This is a genomic window from Pseudomonas tolaasii NCPPB 2192, from assembly GCF_002813445.1.
Taxonomy (GTDB): Bacteria; Pseudomonadota; Gammaproteobacteria; order Pseudomonadales; family Pseudomonadaceae; genus Aquipseudomonas; species Aquipseudomonas tolaasii.
Map to the genome: position 1 here is coordinate 448,181 of NZ_PHHD01000001.1, position 18,026 is coordinate 466,206.

The window sequence follows — 18,026 nt, forward strand, 5'->3', positions numbered from 1 at the left end:
TCAGTCAAAACTGGGAATAATGTTGGCCTTGTCGATCATATCGATCGGCAACAGGAACTCATGGTCTTCTACTTGCACCACGACATCCTGTTCTTCTACACCGCGCAGAAGGCCCTGAAAGTTGCGCCGCCCTTCAAAGGGAGAACGCAGCCTGATCTTCACTTGTTCACCGGCAAATTTTGCAAACTGATCAATAGTGAACAGTGGGCGTTCCATGCCTGGCGAGGAAACTTCGAGGGTGTATTCAACGGAGATAGGATCTTCAACATCCAGCACACCGCTGATCTGACGGCTGACAATGGCACAATCGTCCACCAGCACGCCGCCCTCTTTATCGATATAAACGCGCAACATTGAGTGGCGACCTTGAGCCGAAAACTCAATACCCCAGCATTCATAGCCTAGGGCCACGACCACCGGGGCCAACAAGGCCTGCAACTCTTCTAGCTTGCTCGACACCTGAACCCCCTCGTGCATGTATGTGCATGCTGTGCAAAATAAAAAAATGGGCGAAACGCCCATCCTTGAAACGCCGTCGAACAGCGGCGTTGAAAGTGTCCAGCTAACAAAAAGCCCCTTAAAAGGGGCTCCGCTAAAACTGGTTGCGGGGGCCGGATTTGAACCGACGACCTTCGGGTTATGAGCCCGACGAGCTACCAGACTGCTCCACCCCGCGACAAAGCTGGGGCGGAAGTATACGACCGATCCCCTAAAGGGTCAATGTAACCTTCCACCTACAAGAAAGCCCGCAACAGCGGGCTCTCCTGATAATTGGTACCGAGAAGGGGACTCGAACCCCTACACCCTATGGGCACAACCACCTCAAGGTTGCGTGTCTACCAATTCCACCACCTCGGCAATACAGCGTTTACAACCCTTCTTACTTTTGCTCTTGAGCTGGAGGTACGTCAGTCGCTGGAGTAGCCGACTTTTGCTCTTGAAGCACCGGGACATCATCAGAAGCCGGTTTTGCTTTTGGTACTTCCAACACTGCCGGGTTTGGCAAACCTACTTGAGTCAGCACATGAGCTTTCTCTTTAGCAAAGTAACCTAACCCTAAGCTGGTTATGAAGAAACCTGCGGTAAGTATAGCAGTAAACTTACTAAGAAAGGTAGAGGAACCTTGGCTTCCGAACACAGTATTTGAAGCACCTGCACCGAAAGACGCACCAGCATCCGCACCTTTACCCTGTTGCAACAAAACCAGGGCAACTACGCCCAGGGCAGCCAACAGATGAAAAACGACTACGACTGTTTCCAGCATTTTTTCAGTTTCCCGCGGCGCGACAGATCGCACCGAACTCATCTGCATTCAGGGAAGCTCCACCAATGAGCCCCCCATCGATATCCGGCATGCCGAACAGTTCGACCGCATTGGCCGCCTTCACGCTGCCGCCGTATAGAAGCCGCACACCTTGCGCGACCTCAGAATTCTCTGCCGCCAACTGCGCGCGGATGGCTGCGTGCACATCCTGCGCCTGTTGCGGCGTTGCAGTCAGCCCGGTGCCAATGGCCCAGACCGGCTCGTAAGCAATGACAGCCTTTGCAAACGCACCTACACCCAACTCCTCGATGATGCTGCCCAGCTGACGCGAGACAACTTCAAGAGTCTTGCCCGATTCGCGCTCTGCAAGGGTCTCCCCTACGCACAACACCGGAATCAGACCACAAGCCTGTGCCGCTGCGAACTTGCGATTGAGTGTCCCATCACGCTCGCCCATCATCTGGCGGCGCTCGGAGTGCCCGACGAGCACATAGGAACAACCCGCATCAACCAGCTGACTCGGCGAAATCTCACCGGTCAACGCACCTTGCATCGGCTCCACCGCAGAGTTCTGCGCGCCGACCTGGATCGACTTGCCTTTCAAGCCATCAACCACTTGGTTGATATGCAAGCAAGGCGGGAAAACCGCGACATCGACACCGCTTGGCAATGCCAAGTGACGAAGGCCGTTGATCAGCTCGGCGACACTGGCGCGGGTACCGTGCATCTTCCAGTTACCAGCTACCATAGTGCGACGCATGCTGTACCTCGTCGGTCAAAGTGGGCGCAGATGTTACCCAACCCCATCATCACTGGCAAGCCGAATTCAAGCGCAAACTTCAGTTACCAGTTTTGCCAGGTCTTCGGCATGGCCACGAACCTGTACTTCGTCCTCACCTTCGACCATGACACGCACCAAGGGCTCTGTGCCGGACTTGCGCAGCAGCACCCGCCCACGCCCCGCCATTGCCAGAGTCACGCGCTCGCAGGCGTCCTTGACAGCAGGGTGTTCAATTGGATTTTCACCGCCAGCGAAACGCACATTCAGCAAAACCTGCGGGCATTTGCGCAAAGCCTGACGCGCCTGGGCCAGGCTCTCGTCGCGGCGACGCAAAGCCAGCAGCACCTGCAGCGCAGCAATAATCGCATCACCTGTAGTGGTGTGCTGGAAGCAGACAACATGGCCTGAGTTCTCGCCACCCACCAGCCAATTGCGCTCCAGCAGCTCGGCGATCACATAGCGATCACCCACATTGGCACGCACAAAAGGAATGCCAAGTTCCGCCAGGGCCAGCTCAAGACCGAGGTTGCTCATCAGCGTACCGACAACACCGCCTTGCAGCTTGTTACGCTCATGCAGGTCGCGAGCGATGATAAACAGCAGATCATCCCCATCGACCACTGCGCCGGTGTGATCCACCATCAGGACACGATCACCGTCGCCATCAAAGGCAATACCCAGGTCGGCATGCTCAGCCAAGACGGCTGCCTGCAACTGCTCCATATGGGTGGAACCGCAGTTGTCGTTGATGTTCAGGCCATTGGGCTGAGCCGACAGCACCGTCACATCGGCGCCCAACTCCTTGAATACACTCGGAGCCACCTTGTAGGTCGCACCATGGGCACAATCGACAACAATCTTGAGCCCGGCAAAATTGGTGCTGGTCGGCACGCTGCTTTTGCAGAATTCAATATAACGGCCGGACGCGTCGTTGATACGGGACACCTTGCCCAACTTGCTGGACTCGACCACCGTCATCGGCGCATCCAGCAGCTCTTCGATCATCAGCTCGATCTCGTCCGGCAACTTGGTGCCCTGGCCTGAGAAGAACTTGATGCCGTTGTCATCGTGCGGATTATGCGAGGCACTGATCACGATACCGGCCTGCGCGTGAAAGGTACGCGTCAAATAAGCAATGGCAGGCGTCGGCATCGGCCCCAGCAACATCACATCAGCACCGGCAGCGGACAATCCCGCCTCCAGGGCGGATTCAAACATGTACCCCGAGATGCGGGTGTCTTTGCCCACGAGGATTCGGCACGCGCCCATGCTGCGGAATGCCATACCCGCGGCCCAGCCCAGCTTGAGCATGAAATCAGGAGTAATCGGATATTCGCCGACCCGACCACGGATACCGTCGGTGCCAAAGTATTTTTTAGTCATAAGTGCTCCATCATTCTTATTCGGCGAATTCTACAGCGGCAATCATGCGAACCACATCTACAGTCTCGGCAACGTCATGCACACGCAAGATACGCGCACCTTTGGTCATCGCAAGCGCTGCCAGCGCAAGACCGCCATATAGCCGCTCACCCACAGGGCGATTCAAGGCCAGCCCTATCATGCTCTTGCGCGAAACACCAACCAACAAGGGCCGACCAAGGGCATGCAGGGATTCCATATGTTTGAACAGGCTTAAATTGTGTTGCAGGGTCTTGGCGAAACCAAACCCGGGATCAAGGACGATCCGATCAGGCGGTATTCCGGCCGCAGCACATTGAGCGATTCGCTCCGCGAGAAACCCGCTTACGTCACCAACAAGGTCGTCGTAATGGGGGTTGTCCTGCATATTGCCGGGCTCGCCAAGCATGTGCATCAGGCATACGGGCAAACCGGTTGCCGCAGCAGCATCGAGCGCACCGTCGCGCTGAAGGGAACGCACATCATTGATCAAGCCAGCACCGAGGCGCGCAGTTTCGCGCATCACGGCCGGCGTAGACGTGTCGACGGAAATAATGACATCCAGCTCGCGGGCAATACGCTCGACTATCGGCGCCACTCGCTCCAGCTCTTCCAAAGGAGAAACAACACGCGCGCCAGGTCGAGTGGATTCACCGCCAACATCTATGAGCGTCGCCCCCGCCAACACCATCGCTTCGGCGTGACGCATCGCGGCATCCAACTGATTGAAGCGACCGCCGTCGGAAAACGAGTCTGGGGTTACGTTGAGGATGCCCATAACGTGTGTTTGGGCCAAATCAAGAACCCGGTTGCCGCAAGGCAACCGGGTAGAGGACAACACAGAAGTCATTTCAAACCTTAGAGGTCAGCCGCAGGGCCGCCAATTGGGGTTTCCGGGCGTTCATTTTGTACAACAGGCGGCGTGCCCGAAGTACCCGAACCACCCTCCCAGTCCCGAGGCTCACGTGGAGTACGGCCCGCCATGATGTCGTCGATCTGGTCGGCATCAATGGTTTCGTACTTCATCAATGCGTCAGCCATGGCATCCAGCTTGTCGCGGTTGTCGGTCAGGATCTGCTTGGCCGTGCCGTAGCACTGGTCAATGATGCTCCGCACTTCAGAGTCGATCAGCTTGGCTGTCTCACCGGAGAAGCTGGCGTTTTGACCGCCACCACCACGACCCAGGAACACCTCGCCTTCTTCCTCGGCATACATCAAGGGGCCGAGTTTTTCCGACAACCCCCACTTGGTCACCATATTCCGCGCAATCTGGCTGGCACGCATGATGTCGTTGGAAGCGCCGGTAGTCACACCGTCAAAGCCAAGCGTCATCTCTTCGGCAATACGGCCGCCGTACAACGAACAGATCTGGCTGATCAGAGCCCGCTTGGAGAGGCTGTAACGATCCTCTTCCGGCAGGAACATGGTTACACCCAATGCCCGACCACGAGGAATGATCGACACTTTGTAGACCGGGTCGTGCTCAGGCACAACGCGACCAACAATGGCGTGACCGGCTTCGTGATAAGCGGTGTTCTGCTTTTCTTTCTCGGACATGACCATGGATTTGCGCTCGGCGCCCATCATGATCTTGTCTTTCGCCAGCTCGAATTCTTTCATCTCGACGATGCGCTTGCCGGTACGGGCAGCGAACAAGGAGGCCTCGTTGACCAGGTTAGCCAGATCGGCACCGGAGAAGCCTGGGGTACCACGGGCAATCACGGCCGGAGCCACGTCATCACCCATTGGGACTTTGCGCATGTGCACTTTCAGAATCTGCTCGCGACCGCGAATGTCCGGCAAGCCAACCACCACCTGACGGTCGAAACGGCCAGGACGCAGCAACGCAGGGTCGAGCACATCCGGACGGTTGGTGGCCGCAATGACGATGATGCCGTCATTCATTTCAAAGCCGTCCATCTCGACCAGCAACTGGTTGAGGGTCTGCTCACGCTCGTCATGACCACCGCCCATGCCGGCACCACGATGGCGACCAACGGCGTCGATTTCATCGATAAAGATGATGCACGGCGCGTGCTTTTTGGCCTGCTCGAACATATCGCGAACACGGCTGGCACCGACACCGACGAACATTTCGACAAAGTCAGAACCGGAAATGGTAAAGAAAGGCACCTTGGCTTCACCGGCAATGGCCTTGGCCAGCAAGGTTTTACCGGTACCCGGTGGACCAACCATCAGCACACCGCGAGGAATGCGGCCACCAAGGCGCTGGAACTTGCCCGGATCACGCAGGAACTCAACCAGCTCACCCACTTCTTCCTTGGCTTCGTCGCAACCGGCGACGTCAGCCAAAGTCGTTTTCACCTGATCTTCCGACAGCAGGCGCGCCTTGCTCTTGCCGAAGCTCATCGGCCCGCCCTTGCCCCCTGCACCACCTTGCATCTGGCGCATGAAGAACATGAACACGGCAATGATCACCAGGATCGGGAAGCTCGCGACCAAAAGCTGGGTCCAGATGCTCTGCTGCTCAGGCTGCTTGCCTTCCACAACCACGTGGTTATCCACCAGATCGCCGATCAGACCGTTGTCCTGAATGGCCGGACGAATGGTCTTGAAGCTGTCGCCATCATTGCGTTTGCCGGTAATCACGTAGCCATCAACCGCCACGCGCTCGACCTTGCCATCCTTAACTTGCTGGATGAAGTCGGAATAGTTGAGGGTCTGCGGCTCGTTAGGGCTGGAGAAGTTGTTCATCACCGTCACCAGGACAGCCGCGATGATCAACCACAGGATCAGATTCTTTGCCATATCGTTCAATTAACTACCCTCTGAAGCAAGCTCCGCTACTGGCGCGCGCTTCGCATGATATTCACCGGCCTAACTTACTACATTACCTACAACTCTGGCAGGCGCCGTCTGTAACCCTTTGTGAAACTTTGACTACACAATATTCGTAAAGCTTCGTGACGAAAGCGACATAAAAAAACCTATCGCCTTCCTTAAAACCCTTAAAGACGCTCTTCACTCGCGGCGCCTTCGATACCGCGGAACCCTCGCGCCAACAGGTATTGCTCGCGAGACCGGTCCCGGGAAGAGTCCGGCTTGCGCATCTGCACCTTGTCGAACAGCTTGCGGATGTTCTTGTGGTACTCGTCAAAACCTTCCCCCTGGAAGACCTTGACCAGGAAATCGCCTCCCGGACGCAATACCCGACCCGCCAGATCCAGCGCCAACTCGCACAGGAACATGGCTCGCGGCATATCAACAGCCGGTAATCCACTCATATTGGGGGCCATGTCGGAAATCACAAGGTCTACCTGCGAATTTCCCACGGCTTCCAGAATTTCAGCCAACACGGCGTCCTGGGTAAAGTCACCGTGAACAAAGGTCACATCCGGGATGCTGTCCATCTCAAGGATGTCGGACGCGATCAGCCGGCCTTGCCCGCCAATCAGACGACTGGCCACCTGGGACCAGCCACCCGGGGCCGCGCCCAGGTCAATCACGCTCATGCCGGGGCGAAACAGTTTGTCCTTGTCCTGCAGTTCCAGCAGCTTGTAGCTGGCTCGGGAACGGTAGCCGTCCTTCTGCGCCTTTTTGACGTAAGGATCGTTGAAATGTTCTTGTAGCCACTTAAGACTGGTTTTGGAACGGGCCACGGGCCACCTCGAAAAATAAAACGGGTCGTGATTAACTGGGCGGTCCCGGACTCGCTCGGGTAAACTGGCCGCCGCTTTTTACAAGATCAGACGCAGGGGTCAGATTATGCCGCTCACTCAAGAGCAGAAGAAACAGTACAAATCCATTGGCCACCATCTGAAACCAGTTCTGATTGTGGCAGACAACGGTTTGACTGAAGGTGTGTTAGCCGAATTCGAACGCGCATTGAACGATCATGAACTGATCAAGATCAAGGTCAACATCCTCGACCGCGAAGCGCGCCTGGCTGCCATCGCAGAACTGTGCAAGGTTGGCAAAGCAGACCTGGTTCAGGTCATCGGCAAGATGGCGCTGCTGTATCGCAAGAACTTCAGCGTCAACAAGCAACTGTCGAACGTACACCGCTTCAAGTAACAAAAAGGGTCATGGGCGTGCTTCGCGCGCCCTGCCACTCCATCCTGGCGCGGGCTGCAAAACCAGCACCAGACCGGAGAACCCTAGCACAAGATAGCTGAATAGCTGCCAGCGCAACGCTTCCGGCAGCCACATATGCACCACGCAAAACATTGCGCACGCATACAGCGCCATCAACAGCAGTTGGCCGCGAATATCCCGCCACAAACTCTCCAAGCCCTCGGCCTTGATCAGCACCAGCACCTGGAGCGTTACGCACGCCGCTGCAAAACCCACCAGCAACGCACTAAGCAATCCATCAACCTCATCGATCAGCAACGGCGCCAAGCCAATCAGACCCAACGCCGGCAACACGCCAATGTGCAACAACCACAGGCCGCCCACCCAGAGCATCTGGGAGAGCTGCCAAAGCATGGCGCCCGCACGAAGCGGGCGCCGCCTTTCAGACGTGACGAACTTCAACAATCTCGTACTCGGTTACGCCACCTGGCGTTTTAACAACCACCACATCACCCTCTTCCTTGGCAATCAAGGCACGGGCCAGTGGGGAACCGACAGAGATTTTGCCGAGTTTGAAGTCAGCTTCGTCTTCGCCAACGATGTGGTAAACCACACTTTCGTCAGTTTCAACGTTGGCGATTTCCACGGTCGTGCCGAAAATCACCTTGCCGGTCTTCGGAATGGTCGTCACATCGATGACCACCGAGTTCTGCAGGCGACCTTCGATGTCACGAATACGCGCCTCGACCATACCCTGCTGCTCGCGGGCAGCGTGGTATTCGGCGTTTTCCTTCAAGTCACCCAGCTCGCGGGCCGTCCCGATGTCCTGGCTCAGCTTCGGACGGACGACCTTGGTCAGGTGGGCGTGCTCCTCTTCCAGGGCTTTGAAGCCCTGGACAGTCATTGGGTATTTGGTCATGCCTTCAATCCTGCGTGTAGATCCTGCAAGCGACGTACGGTCTTTTCCGGACCGAACTTGAGCGCTTCGCAGATGGCTTCGCCAGCAGCAATGGTGGTGGTGCAGTAGATCTTGTGCTGCAAGGCGTTACGACGGATGGAGTACGAATCCGCGATCGACTGGCGACCTTCGGTGGTGTTGATGATCAGCGTGACTTCGTCATTCTTGATCATGTCGACCACATGCGGACGGCCTTCCGTCACCTTGTTGACGCGGCGCACTTTCAGGCCGGCAGCTTCAATCAGCTTGGCGGTCCCGGCGGTGGCCACGACTTCGAAGCCCAAGTTGATCAGATCGCGGGCCACGCCTGCAACCAGCGGCTTGTCATCGTCACGCACGCTGATGAATGCAGTACCGCCGGTCGGCAGCACTTCACTGGCGCCCATTTGGGCTTTGGCGAACGCCTCACCGAAGGTATCGCCCACACCCATCACTTCACCGGTGGACTTCATCTCCGGGCCCAGGATCGGGTCAACACCCGGGAATTTGGCGAACGGGAAGACCGCCTCTTTCACGCTGTAGAAGTTTGGAATGATTTCCTTGGTGAAACCGATTTCCTTCAAGGTCTTACCGGCCATCACGCGAGCAGCGATCATCGCCAGGGACACACCGATGCACTTGGAAACAAATGGCACGGTACGCGAAGCGCGCGGGTTGACTTCGATGACGTAGATGTCTTCGCCTTGCAGCGCCAACTGAACGTTCATCAAACCGACCACGCCCAGTTCCAGCGCCATCTTCTTGACCTGTTCGCGCATCTCGTCCTGGATGTGCGCCGGCAGCGAGTACGGCGGCAGCGAGCAGGCCGAGTCACCGGAGTGAACACCCGCTTGTTCAATGTGCTGCATGATCGCGCCGATGACCACGTCGGTACCGTCGCAGACCGCATCCACGTCCATTTCGATGGCGCAGTTGAGGAAGTGGTCCAGCAGCACCGGGCTGTCGTTGGACACTTTCACCGCGTCGCGCAGGTAGCGCTTGAGTTCTTCTTCCTGGTAGACGATTTCCATCGCCCGGCCGCCCAACACGTAGGACGGACGCACCACCAGCGGGTAGCCGATCTTGCTGGCGGCACGGATGGCTTCGTCTTCGCTGCGCACAGTGGCGTTTGGTGGCTGGCGCAGGTTCAGGCGCTCAACCATTTGCTGGAAGCGCTCACGGTCTTCAGCACGGTCGATGGCGTCCGGGCTGGTGCCGATAATCGGCACGCCAGCCGCTTCAAGCGCGCGAGCCAGTTTCAGCGGGGTTTGGCCGCCGTATTGGACGATCACGCCTTTGGGCTTCTCGACGCGTACGATTTCCAGCACGTCTTCCAGGGTGACCGGTTCGAAGTACAGGCGATCGGAGGTGTCGTAGTCGGTGGAGACGGTTTCCGGGTTGCAGTTGACCATGATGGTCTCGTACCCGTCGTCGCGCAGGGCGAGCGCGGCGTGTACGCAGCAGTAGTCGAACTCGATACCCTGGCCAATGCGGTTCGGGCCACCACCCAGAATGATGATCTTGTCGCGACCGGACGGCGCCGCTTCACACTCTTCCTCGTAGGTGGAGTACAGGTAAGCGGTGTCGGTGGAGAACTCGGCGGCGCAGGTGTCAACGCGCTTGTAGACCGGGAAGATCTCCAGCTTGTGGCGATGGGTACGCAGGTTTTTCTCGGTCACGCCCAGCAGCTTGGCCAGACGCTGGTCGGAGAAGCCTTTGCGCTTGAGGCGGAACATCATGTCGCGGTCGATGCTGGCCAGACCCAGGGTCTTGACCTTCTCTTCTTCCTTGATCAGATCTTCGATCTGCACCAGGAACCACGGGTCGATCATGTTCATGCCGAAGATGTCTTCGACGGTCATGCCGGCGCGGAAAGCGTCAGCCACGTACCAGATACGCTCGGCGCCCGGCACGGTCAGCTCACGCTTGAGCACGCTCATGCTTTCCGGGTTGCTCAGGTCGAGCTTCTCGTCCAGGCCGCACACGCCGACTTCCAGGCCACGCAAGGCTTTCTGCAGGGACTCCTGGAACGTACGGCCGATGGCCATGACTTCGCCGACCGACTTCATCTGAGTGGTCAAACGGGCGTCTGCCTGAGCAAATTTCTCAAAGGCAAAGCGTGGCAGCTTGGTGACGACATAGTCGATGGACGGCTCGAAAGACGCCGGGGTCTTGCCGCCAGTGATGTCGTTCGACAGCTCGTCCAGGGTGTAACCCACGGCCAGCTTGGCCGCGACCTTGGCGATCGGGAAACCGGTGGCTTTCGAGGCCAGGGCCGACGAACGGGAAACACGCGGGTTCATTTCGATCACGACCATGCGGCCAGTGTTCGGGCAGATGCCGAACTGAACGTTGGAACCACCGGTTTCCACGCCGATCTCGCGCAGTACCGCCAGAGAGGCGTTACGCAGGATCTGATATTCCTTGTCGGTCAGGGTCTGTGCCGGCGCCACGGTGATCGAGTCACCGGTGTGCACACCCATCGGGTCAAAGTTTTCAATGGAGCAGACGATGATGCAGTTGTCCTTCTTATCGCGGACAACCTCCATCTCGTACTCTTTCCAGCCGATCAGGGATTCGTCGATCAGCAGCTCTTTGGTCGGCGACAAATCCAGACCACGAGCGCAGATTTCTTCGAACTCTTCACGGTTGTAAGCAATACCGCCACCGGTGCCGCCCATGGTGAAGGACGGACGGATGATGCACGGGAAGCCCAGGGTTTCGAGAACCGCGTTGGCTTCTTCCATGCTGTGGGCGATACCCGAACGTGGGCACGCCAGGCCGATGGATTTCATGGCCTTGTCGAAACGCGAACGGTCTTCAGCCTTGTCGATGGTATCGGCGTTTGCACCGATCATCTCTACGCCGAACTTTTCCAGGACGCCTTCGCGCTCCAGGTCCAGGGCGCAGTTCAGCGCGGTCTGGCCACCCATGGTTGGCAGCAGAGCGTCTGGACGCTCCTTTTCGATGATCTTGGCAACGGTCTGCCACTTGATCGGCTCGATGTAGGTGGCGTCGGCCATGGCCGGGTCGGTCATGATGGTGGCCGGGTTGGAGTTCACCAGGATGACGCGGTAGCCCTCCTCGCGCAGGGCTTTACAGGCCTGGGCGCCGGAGTAGTCGAATTCGCAGGCCTGGCCGATCACGATCGGGCCAGCGCCGAGAATCAGGATGCTTTTTATGTCTGTACGTTTTGGCATGGGTTTGTCACTCAAATCCGCAGGTCAGTCGGCAAGCCGTCTTGAACAATCTTTGATGAGCCGGCGGGGGCCACCGAAAACCAGGGCCGCCCGCAGGCCGCTCAGTCAGCGTCGCTTGGCCATCTCATTGATGAAACGGTCGAACAGCGGCGCTACGTCGTTCGGGCCCGGGCTCGCTTCAGGGTGGCCCTGGAAGCTGAACGCGCTCTTGTCGGTACGCTCGATGCCTTGCAGGGAGCCGTCGAACAGCGACTTGTGAATGGCGCGCACGTTGCTCGGCAAGGTGGCTTCATCCACCGCAAAACCGTGGTTCTGGCTGGTGATCATGACGACGCCAGTGTCCAGGTCTTGTACGGGGTGGTTGGCACCGTGGTGGCCGTGACCCATTTTCAGGGTCTTGGCGCCGGACGCCAGGGCCAGCAGTTGGTGACCGAGGCAGATGCCGAATACCGGAATCTCGGTTTCCAGCACGTCCTTGATCGCCTGAATGGCGTAGTCGCAAGGCTCAGGATCACCCGGGCCGTTGGACAGGAACACGCCGTCCGGTTGCAGGGCCAGCACGTCGCTGGCCGGGGTTTGCGCCGGGACCACGGTCACGCGGCAGCCGCGTTCGACCAGCATGCGCAGGATGTTGTACTTGACGCCGTAGTCATAAGCGACAACGTGATAAGGCAACTCGCCGGCTTCGATGGTCGCGTGGCTGTCGGTCTTCAAGTCCCAGACAGTGGAGCGCCACTCGTACTTCTCTTTAACACTGACAACTTTCGCCAGGTCCATGCCTTTCAGGCCAGGGAAACCTTGCGCTGCGGCAATCGCCGCCTCTTCGGAGATATTGTCACCGACCATGATGCAGCCGTTCTGCGAACCTTTTTCACGCAGGATGCGTGTCAGGCGGCGCGTGTCGATACCTGCGATTGCCACAACGTTGTTGGCTTTCAGGTAATCGGACAGCGACATCGTGTTACGCCAGTTGCTCGCAACCAGTGGCAGGTCACGAATCACCAGACCGGCCGACCAGACGCGATCAGACTCGACGTCTTCCGGTGTAGTACCGGTGTTGCCGATGTGCGGATAGGTCAGGGTAACGATCTGTTGGGCGTAGGAAGGATCGGTAAGGATTTCCTGATAGCCGGTCATGGCAGTGTTAAACACTACCTCACCAACGGTTTGACCGTCGGCTCCAATGGCTTCGCCGCGAAAAATGCTGCCATCAGCAAGGGCGAGTATGGCTGGCTTAGTCAAGAAGACCTCCCGTAAATAAAGCCTGAAAGGGCGATCGCAGGTGTAAAAAAGCGGAGTGACGTATGGACACGTCACTCCGCTTATTCACTGAATTATTCTGCGCGCTTTTAGTGAACACACTAAAGCTGTAGCTTACAGAAAAAGGCTTTTTGGGTCCACCGCTAATGAGCCTTAAAGGCGCGGGATTGCGACAGGACGTCGCCTGGCGGGCAAAAAACGGGCCCAAACAGATGCTTAAGGCCCGGTTTTAACTACTGATCAGTGCAGATCCAGCACGTCGCGCATGTCGTACAGACCAGGCTCTCGCCCTTCCAGCCAGAGCGCAGCACGCACCGCGCCCTTGGCGAATGTCATGCGGCTGGAGGCCTTGTGCGTGATTTCCAGGCGCTCGCCTTCAGTGGCGAACAGCACCGTGTGATCACCCACCACATCGCCACCGCGCACGGTCGCAAAACCAATGGTGTCACGCGCACGCGCCCCGGTATGACCTTCACGCCCGTAAACTGCCACTTTCGACAGGTCACGCCCCAGCGCATCGGCAATGGCCTCGCCCATGCGCAGCGCAGTGCCCGACGGTGCGTCGATCTTGTGGCGGTGATGGGTTTCGATGATCTCGATATCCGCTTCATCACCCAGCACGCGCGCCGCCAGATCCAGCAATTTCAGCGACAGGTTCACACCCACGCTGAAGTTGGCTGCGAAGACGACCGGAATATCCTTGCCCGCCTCTACCAGCAGCTGCTTCTGCTCAGCGCTCAAGCCTGTGGTGCCGATCACCATCGCCTTGCCCGCCTTGCGGCAGAACGCCAGGTTTTTCAGCATCACGTCAGGCAGGGTGAAGTCGATCAGCACATCAAACTCGTCCGCCACCTGCTCCAGGTTGCCCGACAGCGAAACGCCGATGCGCCCCAGCGACGCCAACTCACCGGCGTCCGCGCCGATCAAGGTGCTGCCAGGGCGAACAATCGCCGCCGTCAGCCCGGAAGCCGGCGAGCGCTGCTGCACTGCCTCGACCAGCGTCTTGCCCATGCGCCCTGCAGCGCCCATCACGGCTATACGTCGCATACTGATTCCTTACAAGTCGCCGAAGAAACGCTTAACGCCGTCGAAGAAGCCCGCGGTTTTCGGCGAGTGGGAGTCATCCCCTTCCATCGACCCACGGAACTCTTCAAGCAGCTCGCGCTGACGACGGTTCAGGTTGACCGGTGTTTCCACCGCCACACGGCACATCAGGTCGCCGGCACCACCGCCGCGTACCGGCGCAACGCCTTTGCCACGGATGCGGAACTGCTTGCCGGTCTGCGTACCTTCCGGAATCTTGAGCTTGACCCGACCGTCCAGCGTCGGAATTTCCAGCTCGCCACCCAGGGCCGCATCAACAAAGCTGATCGGCACTTCGCAGAACAGATGCTTGCCGTCACGCTGGAAGATCGAGTGCTCACGCACATTGATCACCACGTACAGATCGCCCGTCGGGCCACCTTGAGTGCCCGCCTCGCCCTCGCCCGACAGGCGAATGCGATCACCGGTGTCCACGCCAGCCGGCACTTTTACCGACAGGGTTTTGTACTCTTCGACACGGCCTTCGCCGTGGCAGGAATCGCACGGGTCGGAAATGATCTTGCCCTGACCATGGCAGCGCGGACAGGTCTGCTGCACCGAGAAAAAGCCCTGCTGCATGCGGACCTGACCGATACCGCCGCACGTTGGGCAGGTGATCGGCGAGGAGCCTTTTTTGGCACCCGAGCCGTCGCACGGCTTGCAGTTGACCAGCGTCGGCACGCGGATATTGACGCTGGTGCCGCGCACGGCTTCTTCCAGATTCAACTCCAGGGTGTAACGCAAGTCGCTGCCGCGCTGGGCGCCACCACGCTGACCGCCACGGCCGCCGCCGAAGAAGTCACTGAACACATCGCCGAAAATGTCGGAGAAGTTCTGACCACCAAAACCGGCACCGCCGCCGCCCATGCTCGGGTCGACACCGGCATGACCATACTGGTCGTAGGCCGCGCGCTTATTGGGATCGCTCAAGCATTCGTAGGCTTCGTTAGCCTCTTTGAACAAATCTTCGGATTCTTTGCTATCCGGATTACGGTCCGGGTGGTGCTTCATCGCCAGGCGACGGTAGGCCTTCTTCAGGTCCGCCTCGCTGGAGCCGCGCTCCACACCCAATACTTCGTAATAGTCACGCTTTGCCATAAGTCTTTGCACTCTTAAGGACGTTCGGCGAGACCCTCCTGAGCCTTGCCAAACTCGTTGAGCCCCAATACAGGCCCGGACCCAACTCACGTCAATTCAACGATCCTGGTCATTACTGCTTTTTAGCCAGGGACCCGGCCAAAAGTGCGGTATTTACTGCTCGGAAAGCAGGAGCATTCCCGATCACACCGCCAACACCCGAACGCTGTCGCATGTTGTAAAAATTCGCATACCCCAGACACGCCAACGCGGGAGCAAGCTCCCGCGCGGCGACATCCTACCAGTCACCGCTTGATAGCGGTCAACCGGGCGACCAACTTACTTCTGGTCTTTGACTTCTTCGAACTCGGCATCGACAACATCGTCGTGCTTGGCTTCAGGCTCTGCGTGCTGTGCAGCACCGTCAGCCGGCTGACCTTGCTCGGCGTACATTTTCTGGGCAACCGGCGCGGAGACTTTCGACAGCTCCTCAACCTTGGCTTCGATGGCAGCCTTGTCGTCGCCTTTAACGGCGGCTTCCAGGGCAACCACTGCGGCTTCGATCGCGGTCTTCTCTTCAGCGGTCACTTTGTCACCCGCTTCGGAGATCATTTTGCGCGTCGAGTGAACCAGCGCGTCGCCCTGGTTACGGGCACCGGCCAGCTCTTCGAACTTCTTGTCCGCTTCAGCGTTGGTCTCGGCATCACGGATCATCTGTTGAATTTCTTCATCAGACAGACCGGAGTTGGCCTTGATGGTGATCTTCTGCTCTTTGCCGGTCGCCTTGTCTTTCGCGCCGACGTGTAGGATGCCGTTGGCGTCGATGTCGAAGGTCACTTCAATTTGCGGCACACCACGTGGAGCAGGTGGAATCTCGGCCAGGTCGAACTTGCCCAGGGACTTGTTCTGAGCCGCTTGCTTACGCTCACCTTGCAGCACGTGAATGGTCACAGCGCCCTGGTTGTCATCGGCAGTCGAGAACACTTGCGATTTCTTGGTAGGAATCGTGGTGTTTTTCTCGATCAGCGCAGTCATCACGCCGCCCATGGTTTCGATACCCAGGGTCAGCGGGCTGACGTCCAGCAGCAGCACGTCTTTCACGTCGCCGGCCAGTACCGCACCCTGGATGGCAGCACCCATGGCGACTGCTTCGTCCGGGTTCACGTCTTTACGGGCTTCTTTGCCGAAGAACTCGGTCACCAGCTTCTGAACCAGTGGCATACGGGTCTGACCGCCCACCAGGATCACGTCGTTGATCGAGCCAACGTCGATACCGGAGTCTTTCAGCGCAGTGCGGCAAGGCTCGATGGTGCGTTGAACCAGGTCTTCAACCAGCGCTTCGAGCTTGGAACGCGAGATTTTCACGTTCAAGTGCTTGGGACCGGTGGCGTCTGCAGTGATGTACGGCAGGTTCACGTCAGTCGACTGCGAGGACGACAGCTCGATCTTGGCTTTTTCAGCGGCTTCTTTCAGACGCTGCATGGCCAGCGGGTCACCCTTGAGGTTCATGCCGCTTTCTTTCTTGAATTCGTCAACGAGGTAGTCGATCAGACGAATGTCGAAGTCTTCACCACCCAGGAAGGTATCGCCGTTGGTGGCCAACACTTCGAACTGGTGCTCGCCGTCAACTTCAGCGATTTCGATCACGGAGACGTCGAAAGTACCACCACCGAGGTCATAAACGATCACAGTGTGGTCGCCTTTGGCCTTGTCCATGCCGTAAGCCAGAGCGGCTGCGGTTGGCTCGTTGATGATGCGTTTTACGTCCAGACCCGCAATGCGGCCGGCGTCTTTGGTCGCCTGGCGCTGGCTGTCGTTGAAGTAAGCCGGAACGGTGATAACCGCTTCGGTCACGGTCTCACCGAGGTAGTCTTCGGCGGTTTTCTTCATCTTTTTCAAGATTTCAGCCGAGATTTGCGGCGGCGACATTTTCTGGCCGTTTACTTCTACCCAAGCGTCACCGTTGTCGGCCTTGGCGATTTTGTAAGGGACCATCTTGATGTCTTTCTGTACGACTTCTTCGTCGAACTTACGGCCGATCAGACGTTTTACCGCGTACAGCGTGTTGTGCGGGTTGGTGACAGCCTGACGCTTGGCCGACTGACCAACGAGGATTTCACCGTCGTTGGCGTAAGCGATGATCGACGGCGTAGTACGCGCGCCTTCGGCGTTTTCGATAACTTTGGCTACGCCGTTTTCCAGTACGGAGACGCAGGAGTTGGTGGTCCCCAGGTCGATACCGATAATTTTGCCCATGATTTACTCTCCCGAAACTTTAATTTGGTTGCCGCAGCAGTGGTGGCTAACTGCGGTAGCACTTAAACGCTTGACTTATAGATGGGGCCGTTACGACTGATTTCAAGCCTGCTCATCAATAGAAGGTGCAACAGGTGCCGGAGCCTTGCTCACAACCACCATTGCCGGGCGCAACAGGCGACCATTGAGCAGGTAGCCCTTCTGGAACACTTTCAACACGCTGTTCGGCTCAAGATCATGGCTTTCCTGCATGGCCATGGCTTGATGGTGCTCAGCATTGAACGGCTCGCCGCCTTGCGGATCGACCGCTTCCAACTGATAACGCTTCAGGGTGTCCTGGAACATTTTCAGGGTCAGTTCGATCCCTTCGCGCATCGGGCGGATGTTTTCGTCATCCGGGTTGGACAACTCAAGGCCACGCTCCAGGCTGTCGATGATCGGCAGTAAGTCGTTGGCGAATTTTTCCAGCGCGAATTTGTGAGCTTTTTCTACATCCTGCTCGGCACGGCGGCGGACGTTCTGCAGATCGGCGGCAACACGCAAAGACTGATCCTGCGCAGCGGCCAATTGCTCTTCGAGCACTTGCACACGAGTCGCCAGTTCATCACCGGCAGCCGAATTGGCGTCTGGAGTTTGCGTATCCTGCGTCTGTTCGTCAGCCATAGATTTCTCCTTTCAAAATCATGCGCGAACTCAACTCGCGCTTCTGTTCCGGTATATGGGGCCACAATT

Annotated in this window: 16 protein-coding genes and 2 tRNA genes; 1 reads left to right on the forward strand and 17 read right to left on the reverse strand. The window is 57.8% G+C overall.

The features are described from left to right. The 9 genes from rimP to rlmE all read right to left on the reverse strand — a co-directional run bounded on the left by rimP (position 1) and on the right by rlmE (position 7,066). Entirely contained in the window at positions 1–459 is a 459-nt protein-coding gene (gene rimP, locus ATI14_RS02120; RefSeq protein ID WP_032806314.1) for a ribosome maturation factor RimP, read from the reverse strand. A 140-nt stretch (positions 460–599) separates the two neighbouring features. After that, positions 600–676, reverse strand: a tRNA-Met gene (locus ATI14_RS02125). Positions 677–772: 96 nt separating this feature from the next. Continuing rightward, positions 773–858: transfer RNA gene (locus ATI14_RS02130), tRNA-Leu, on the reverse strand. 22 nt (positions 859–880) lie between these two features. Next, positions 881–1,264, reverse strand: a complete 384-nt coding sequence (gene secG, locus ATI14_RS02135) for a preprotein translocase subunit SecG (RefSeq protein WP_080520217.1) — start codon at positions 1,262–1,264, stop codon at positions 881–883. 4 nt (positions 1,265–1,268) lie between these two features. Then, positions 1,269–2,024 (reverse strand): triose-phosphate isomerase, encoded by a 756-nt coding sequence (gene tpiA, locus ATI14_RS02140; RefSeq protein ID WP_016973764.1) that lies wholly within the window; start codon positions 2,022–2,024, stop codon positions 1,269–1,271. 66 nt (positions 2,025–2,090) lie between these two features. Next, the gene (gene glmM, locus ATI14_RS02145; protein WP_016973765.1) at positions 2,091–3,428 is read right to left on the reverse strand and encodes a phosphoglucosamine mutase; all 1,338 of its coding nucleotides are present in this window, start codon (positions 3,426–3,428) and stop codon (positions 2,091–2,093) included. A 16-nt stretch (positions 3,429–3,444) separates the two neighbouring features. Continuing rightward, positions 3,445–4,296, reverse strand: coding sequence for a dihydropteroate synthase (gene folP / locus ATI14_RS02150; RefSeq protein ID WP_016973766.1), 852 nt, complete (start codon positions 4,294–4,296; stop codon positions 3,445–3,447). Positions 4,297–4,304: 8 nt separating this feature from the next. Beyond that, positions 4,305–6,215 carry an ATP-dependent zinc metalloprotease FtsH gene (ftsH, locus tag ATI14_RS02155; protein ID WP_026083147.1) on the reverse strand — a complete coding sequence of 637 codons (1,911 nt, stop codon included), beginning with the start codon at positions 6,213–6,215 and terminating at the stop codon, positions 4,305–4,307. Between the two features lie 200 nt (positions 6,216–6,415). After that, complete coding sequence (rlmE, locus tag ATI14_RS02160; protein WP_016973768.1) at positions 6,416–7,066, reverse strand: 23S rRNA (uridine(2552)-2'-O)-methyltransferase RlmE; 651 nt, start codon at positions 7,064–7,066, stop codon at positions 6,416–6,418. A gap of 106 nt (positions 7,067–7,172) precedes the next feature. Between rlmE and ATI14_RS02165 the strand changes: the two genes are divergently transcribed. Further along, positions 7,173–7,481: a YhbY family RNA-binding protein gene (locus ATI14_RS02165; protein WP_010206607.1), complete on the forward strand. Its 309-nt coding sequence runs from the start codon at positions 7,173–7,175 to the stop codon at positions 7,479–7,481. 9 nt (positions 7,482–7,490) lie between these two features. On the opposite strand, the gene ATI14_RS02170 is transcribed toward ATI14_RS02165, so the two are convergent. The 8 genes from ATI14_RS02170 to grpE form a co-directional block, all read right to left on the reverse strand. Further along, positions 7,491–7,895 (reverse strand): hypothetical protein, encoded by a 405-nt coding sequence (locus ATI14_RS02170; protein ID WP_026083148.1) that lies wholly within the window; start codon positions 7,893–7,895, stop codon positions 7,491–7,493. Positions 7,896–7,923: 28 nt separating this feature from the next. After that, positions 7,924–8,400, reverse strand: coding sequence for a transcription elongation factor GreA (greA, locus tag ATI14_RS02175; RefSeq protein ID WP_016973770.1), 477 nt, complete (start codon positions 8,398–8,400; stop codon positions 7,924–7,926). After that, positions 8,397–11,618, reverse strand: coding sequence for a carbamoyl-phosphate synthase large subunit (gene carB / locus ATI14_RS02180; protein ID WP_016973771.1), 3,222 nt, complete (start codon positions 11,616–11,618; stop codon positions 8,397–8,399). The genes greA and carB overlap by 4 nt, the downstream gene beginning before the upstream one ends. A gap of 105 nt (positions 11,619–11,723) precedes the next feature. Continuing rightward, the gene (gene carA / locus ATI14_RS02185; RefSeq protein WP_016973772.1) at positions 11,724–12,860 is read right to left on the reverse strand and encodes a glutamine-hydrolyzing carbamoyl-phosphate synthase small subunit; all 1,137 of its coding nucleotides are present in this window, start codon (positions 12,858–12,860) and stop codon (positions 11,724–11,726) included. A 258-nt stretch (positions 12,861–13,118) separates the two neighbouring features. Then, entirely contained in the window at positions 13,119–13,925 is an 807-nt protein-coding gene (dapB, locus tag ATI14_RS02190; RefSeq protein ID WP_016973773.1) for a 4-hydroxy-tetrahydrodipicolinate reductase, read from the reverse strand. 9 nt (positions 13,926–13,934) lie between these two features. Next, positions 13,935–15,059, reverse strand: coding sequence for a molecular chaperone DnaJ (gene dnaJ / locus ATI14_RS02195; RefSeq protein WP_016973774.1), 1,125 nt, complete (start codon positions 15,057–15,059; stop codon positions 13,935–13,937). A 318-nt stretch (positions 15,060–15,377) separates the two neighbouring features. Continuing rightward, positions 15,378–17,294 carry a molecular chaperone DnaK gene (dnaK, locus tag ATI14_RS02200; RefSeq protein ID WP_016973775.1) on the reverse strand — a complete coding sequence of 639 codons (1,917 nt, stop codon included), beginning with the start codon at positions 17,292–17,294 and terminating at the stop codon, positions 15,378–15,380. 102 nt (positions 17,295–17,396) lie between these two features. Beyond that, a complete protein-coding gene (gene grpE / locus ATI14_RS02205; RefSeq protein WP_016973776.1) occupies positions 17,397–17,957 on the reverse strand; it encodes a nucleotide exchange factor GrpE in 561 nt (186 codons plus the stop codon). Positions 17,958–18,026: the final 69 nt, after the last annotated feature.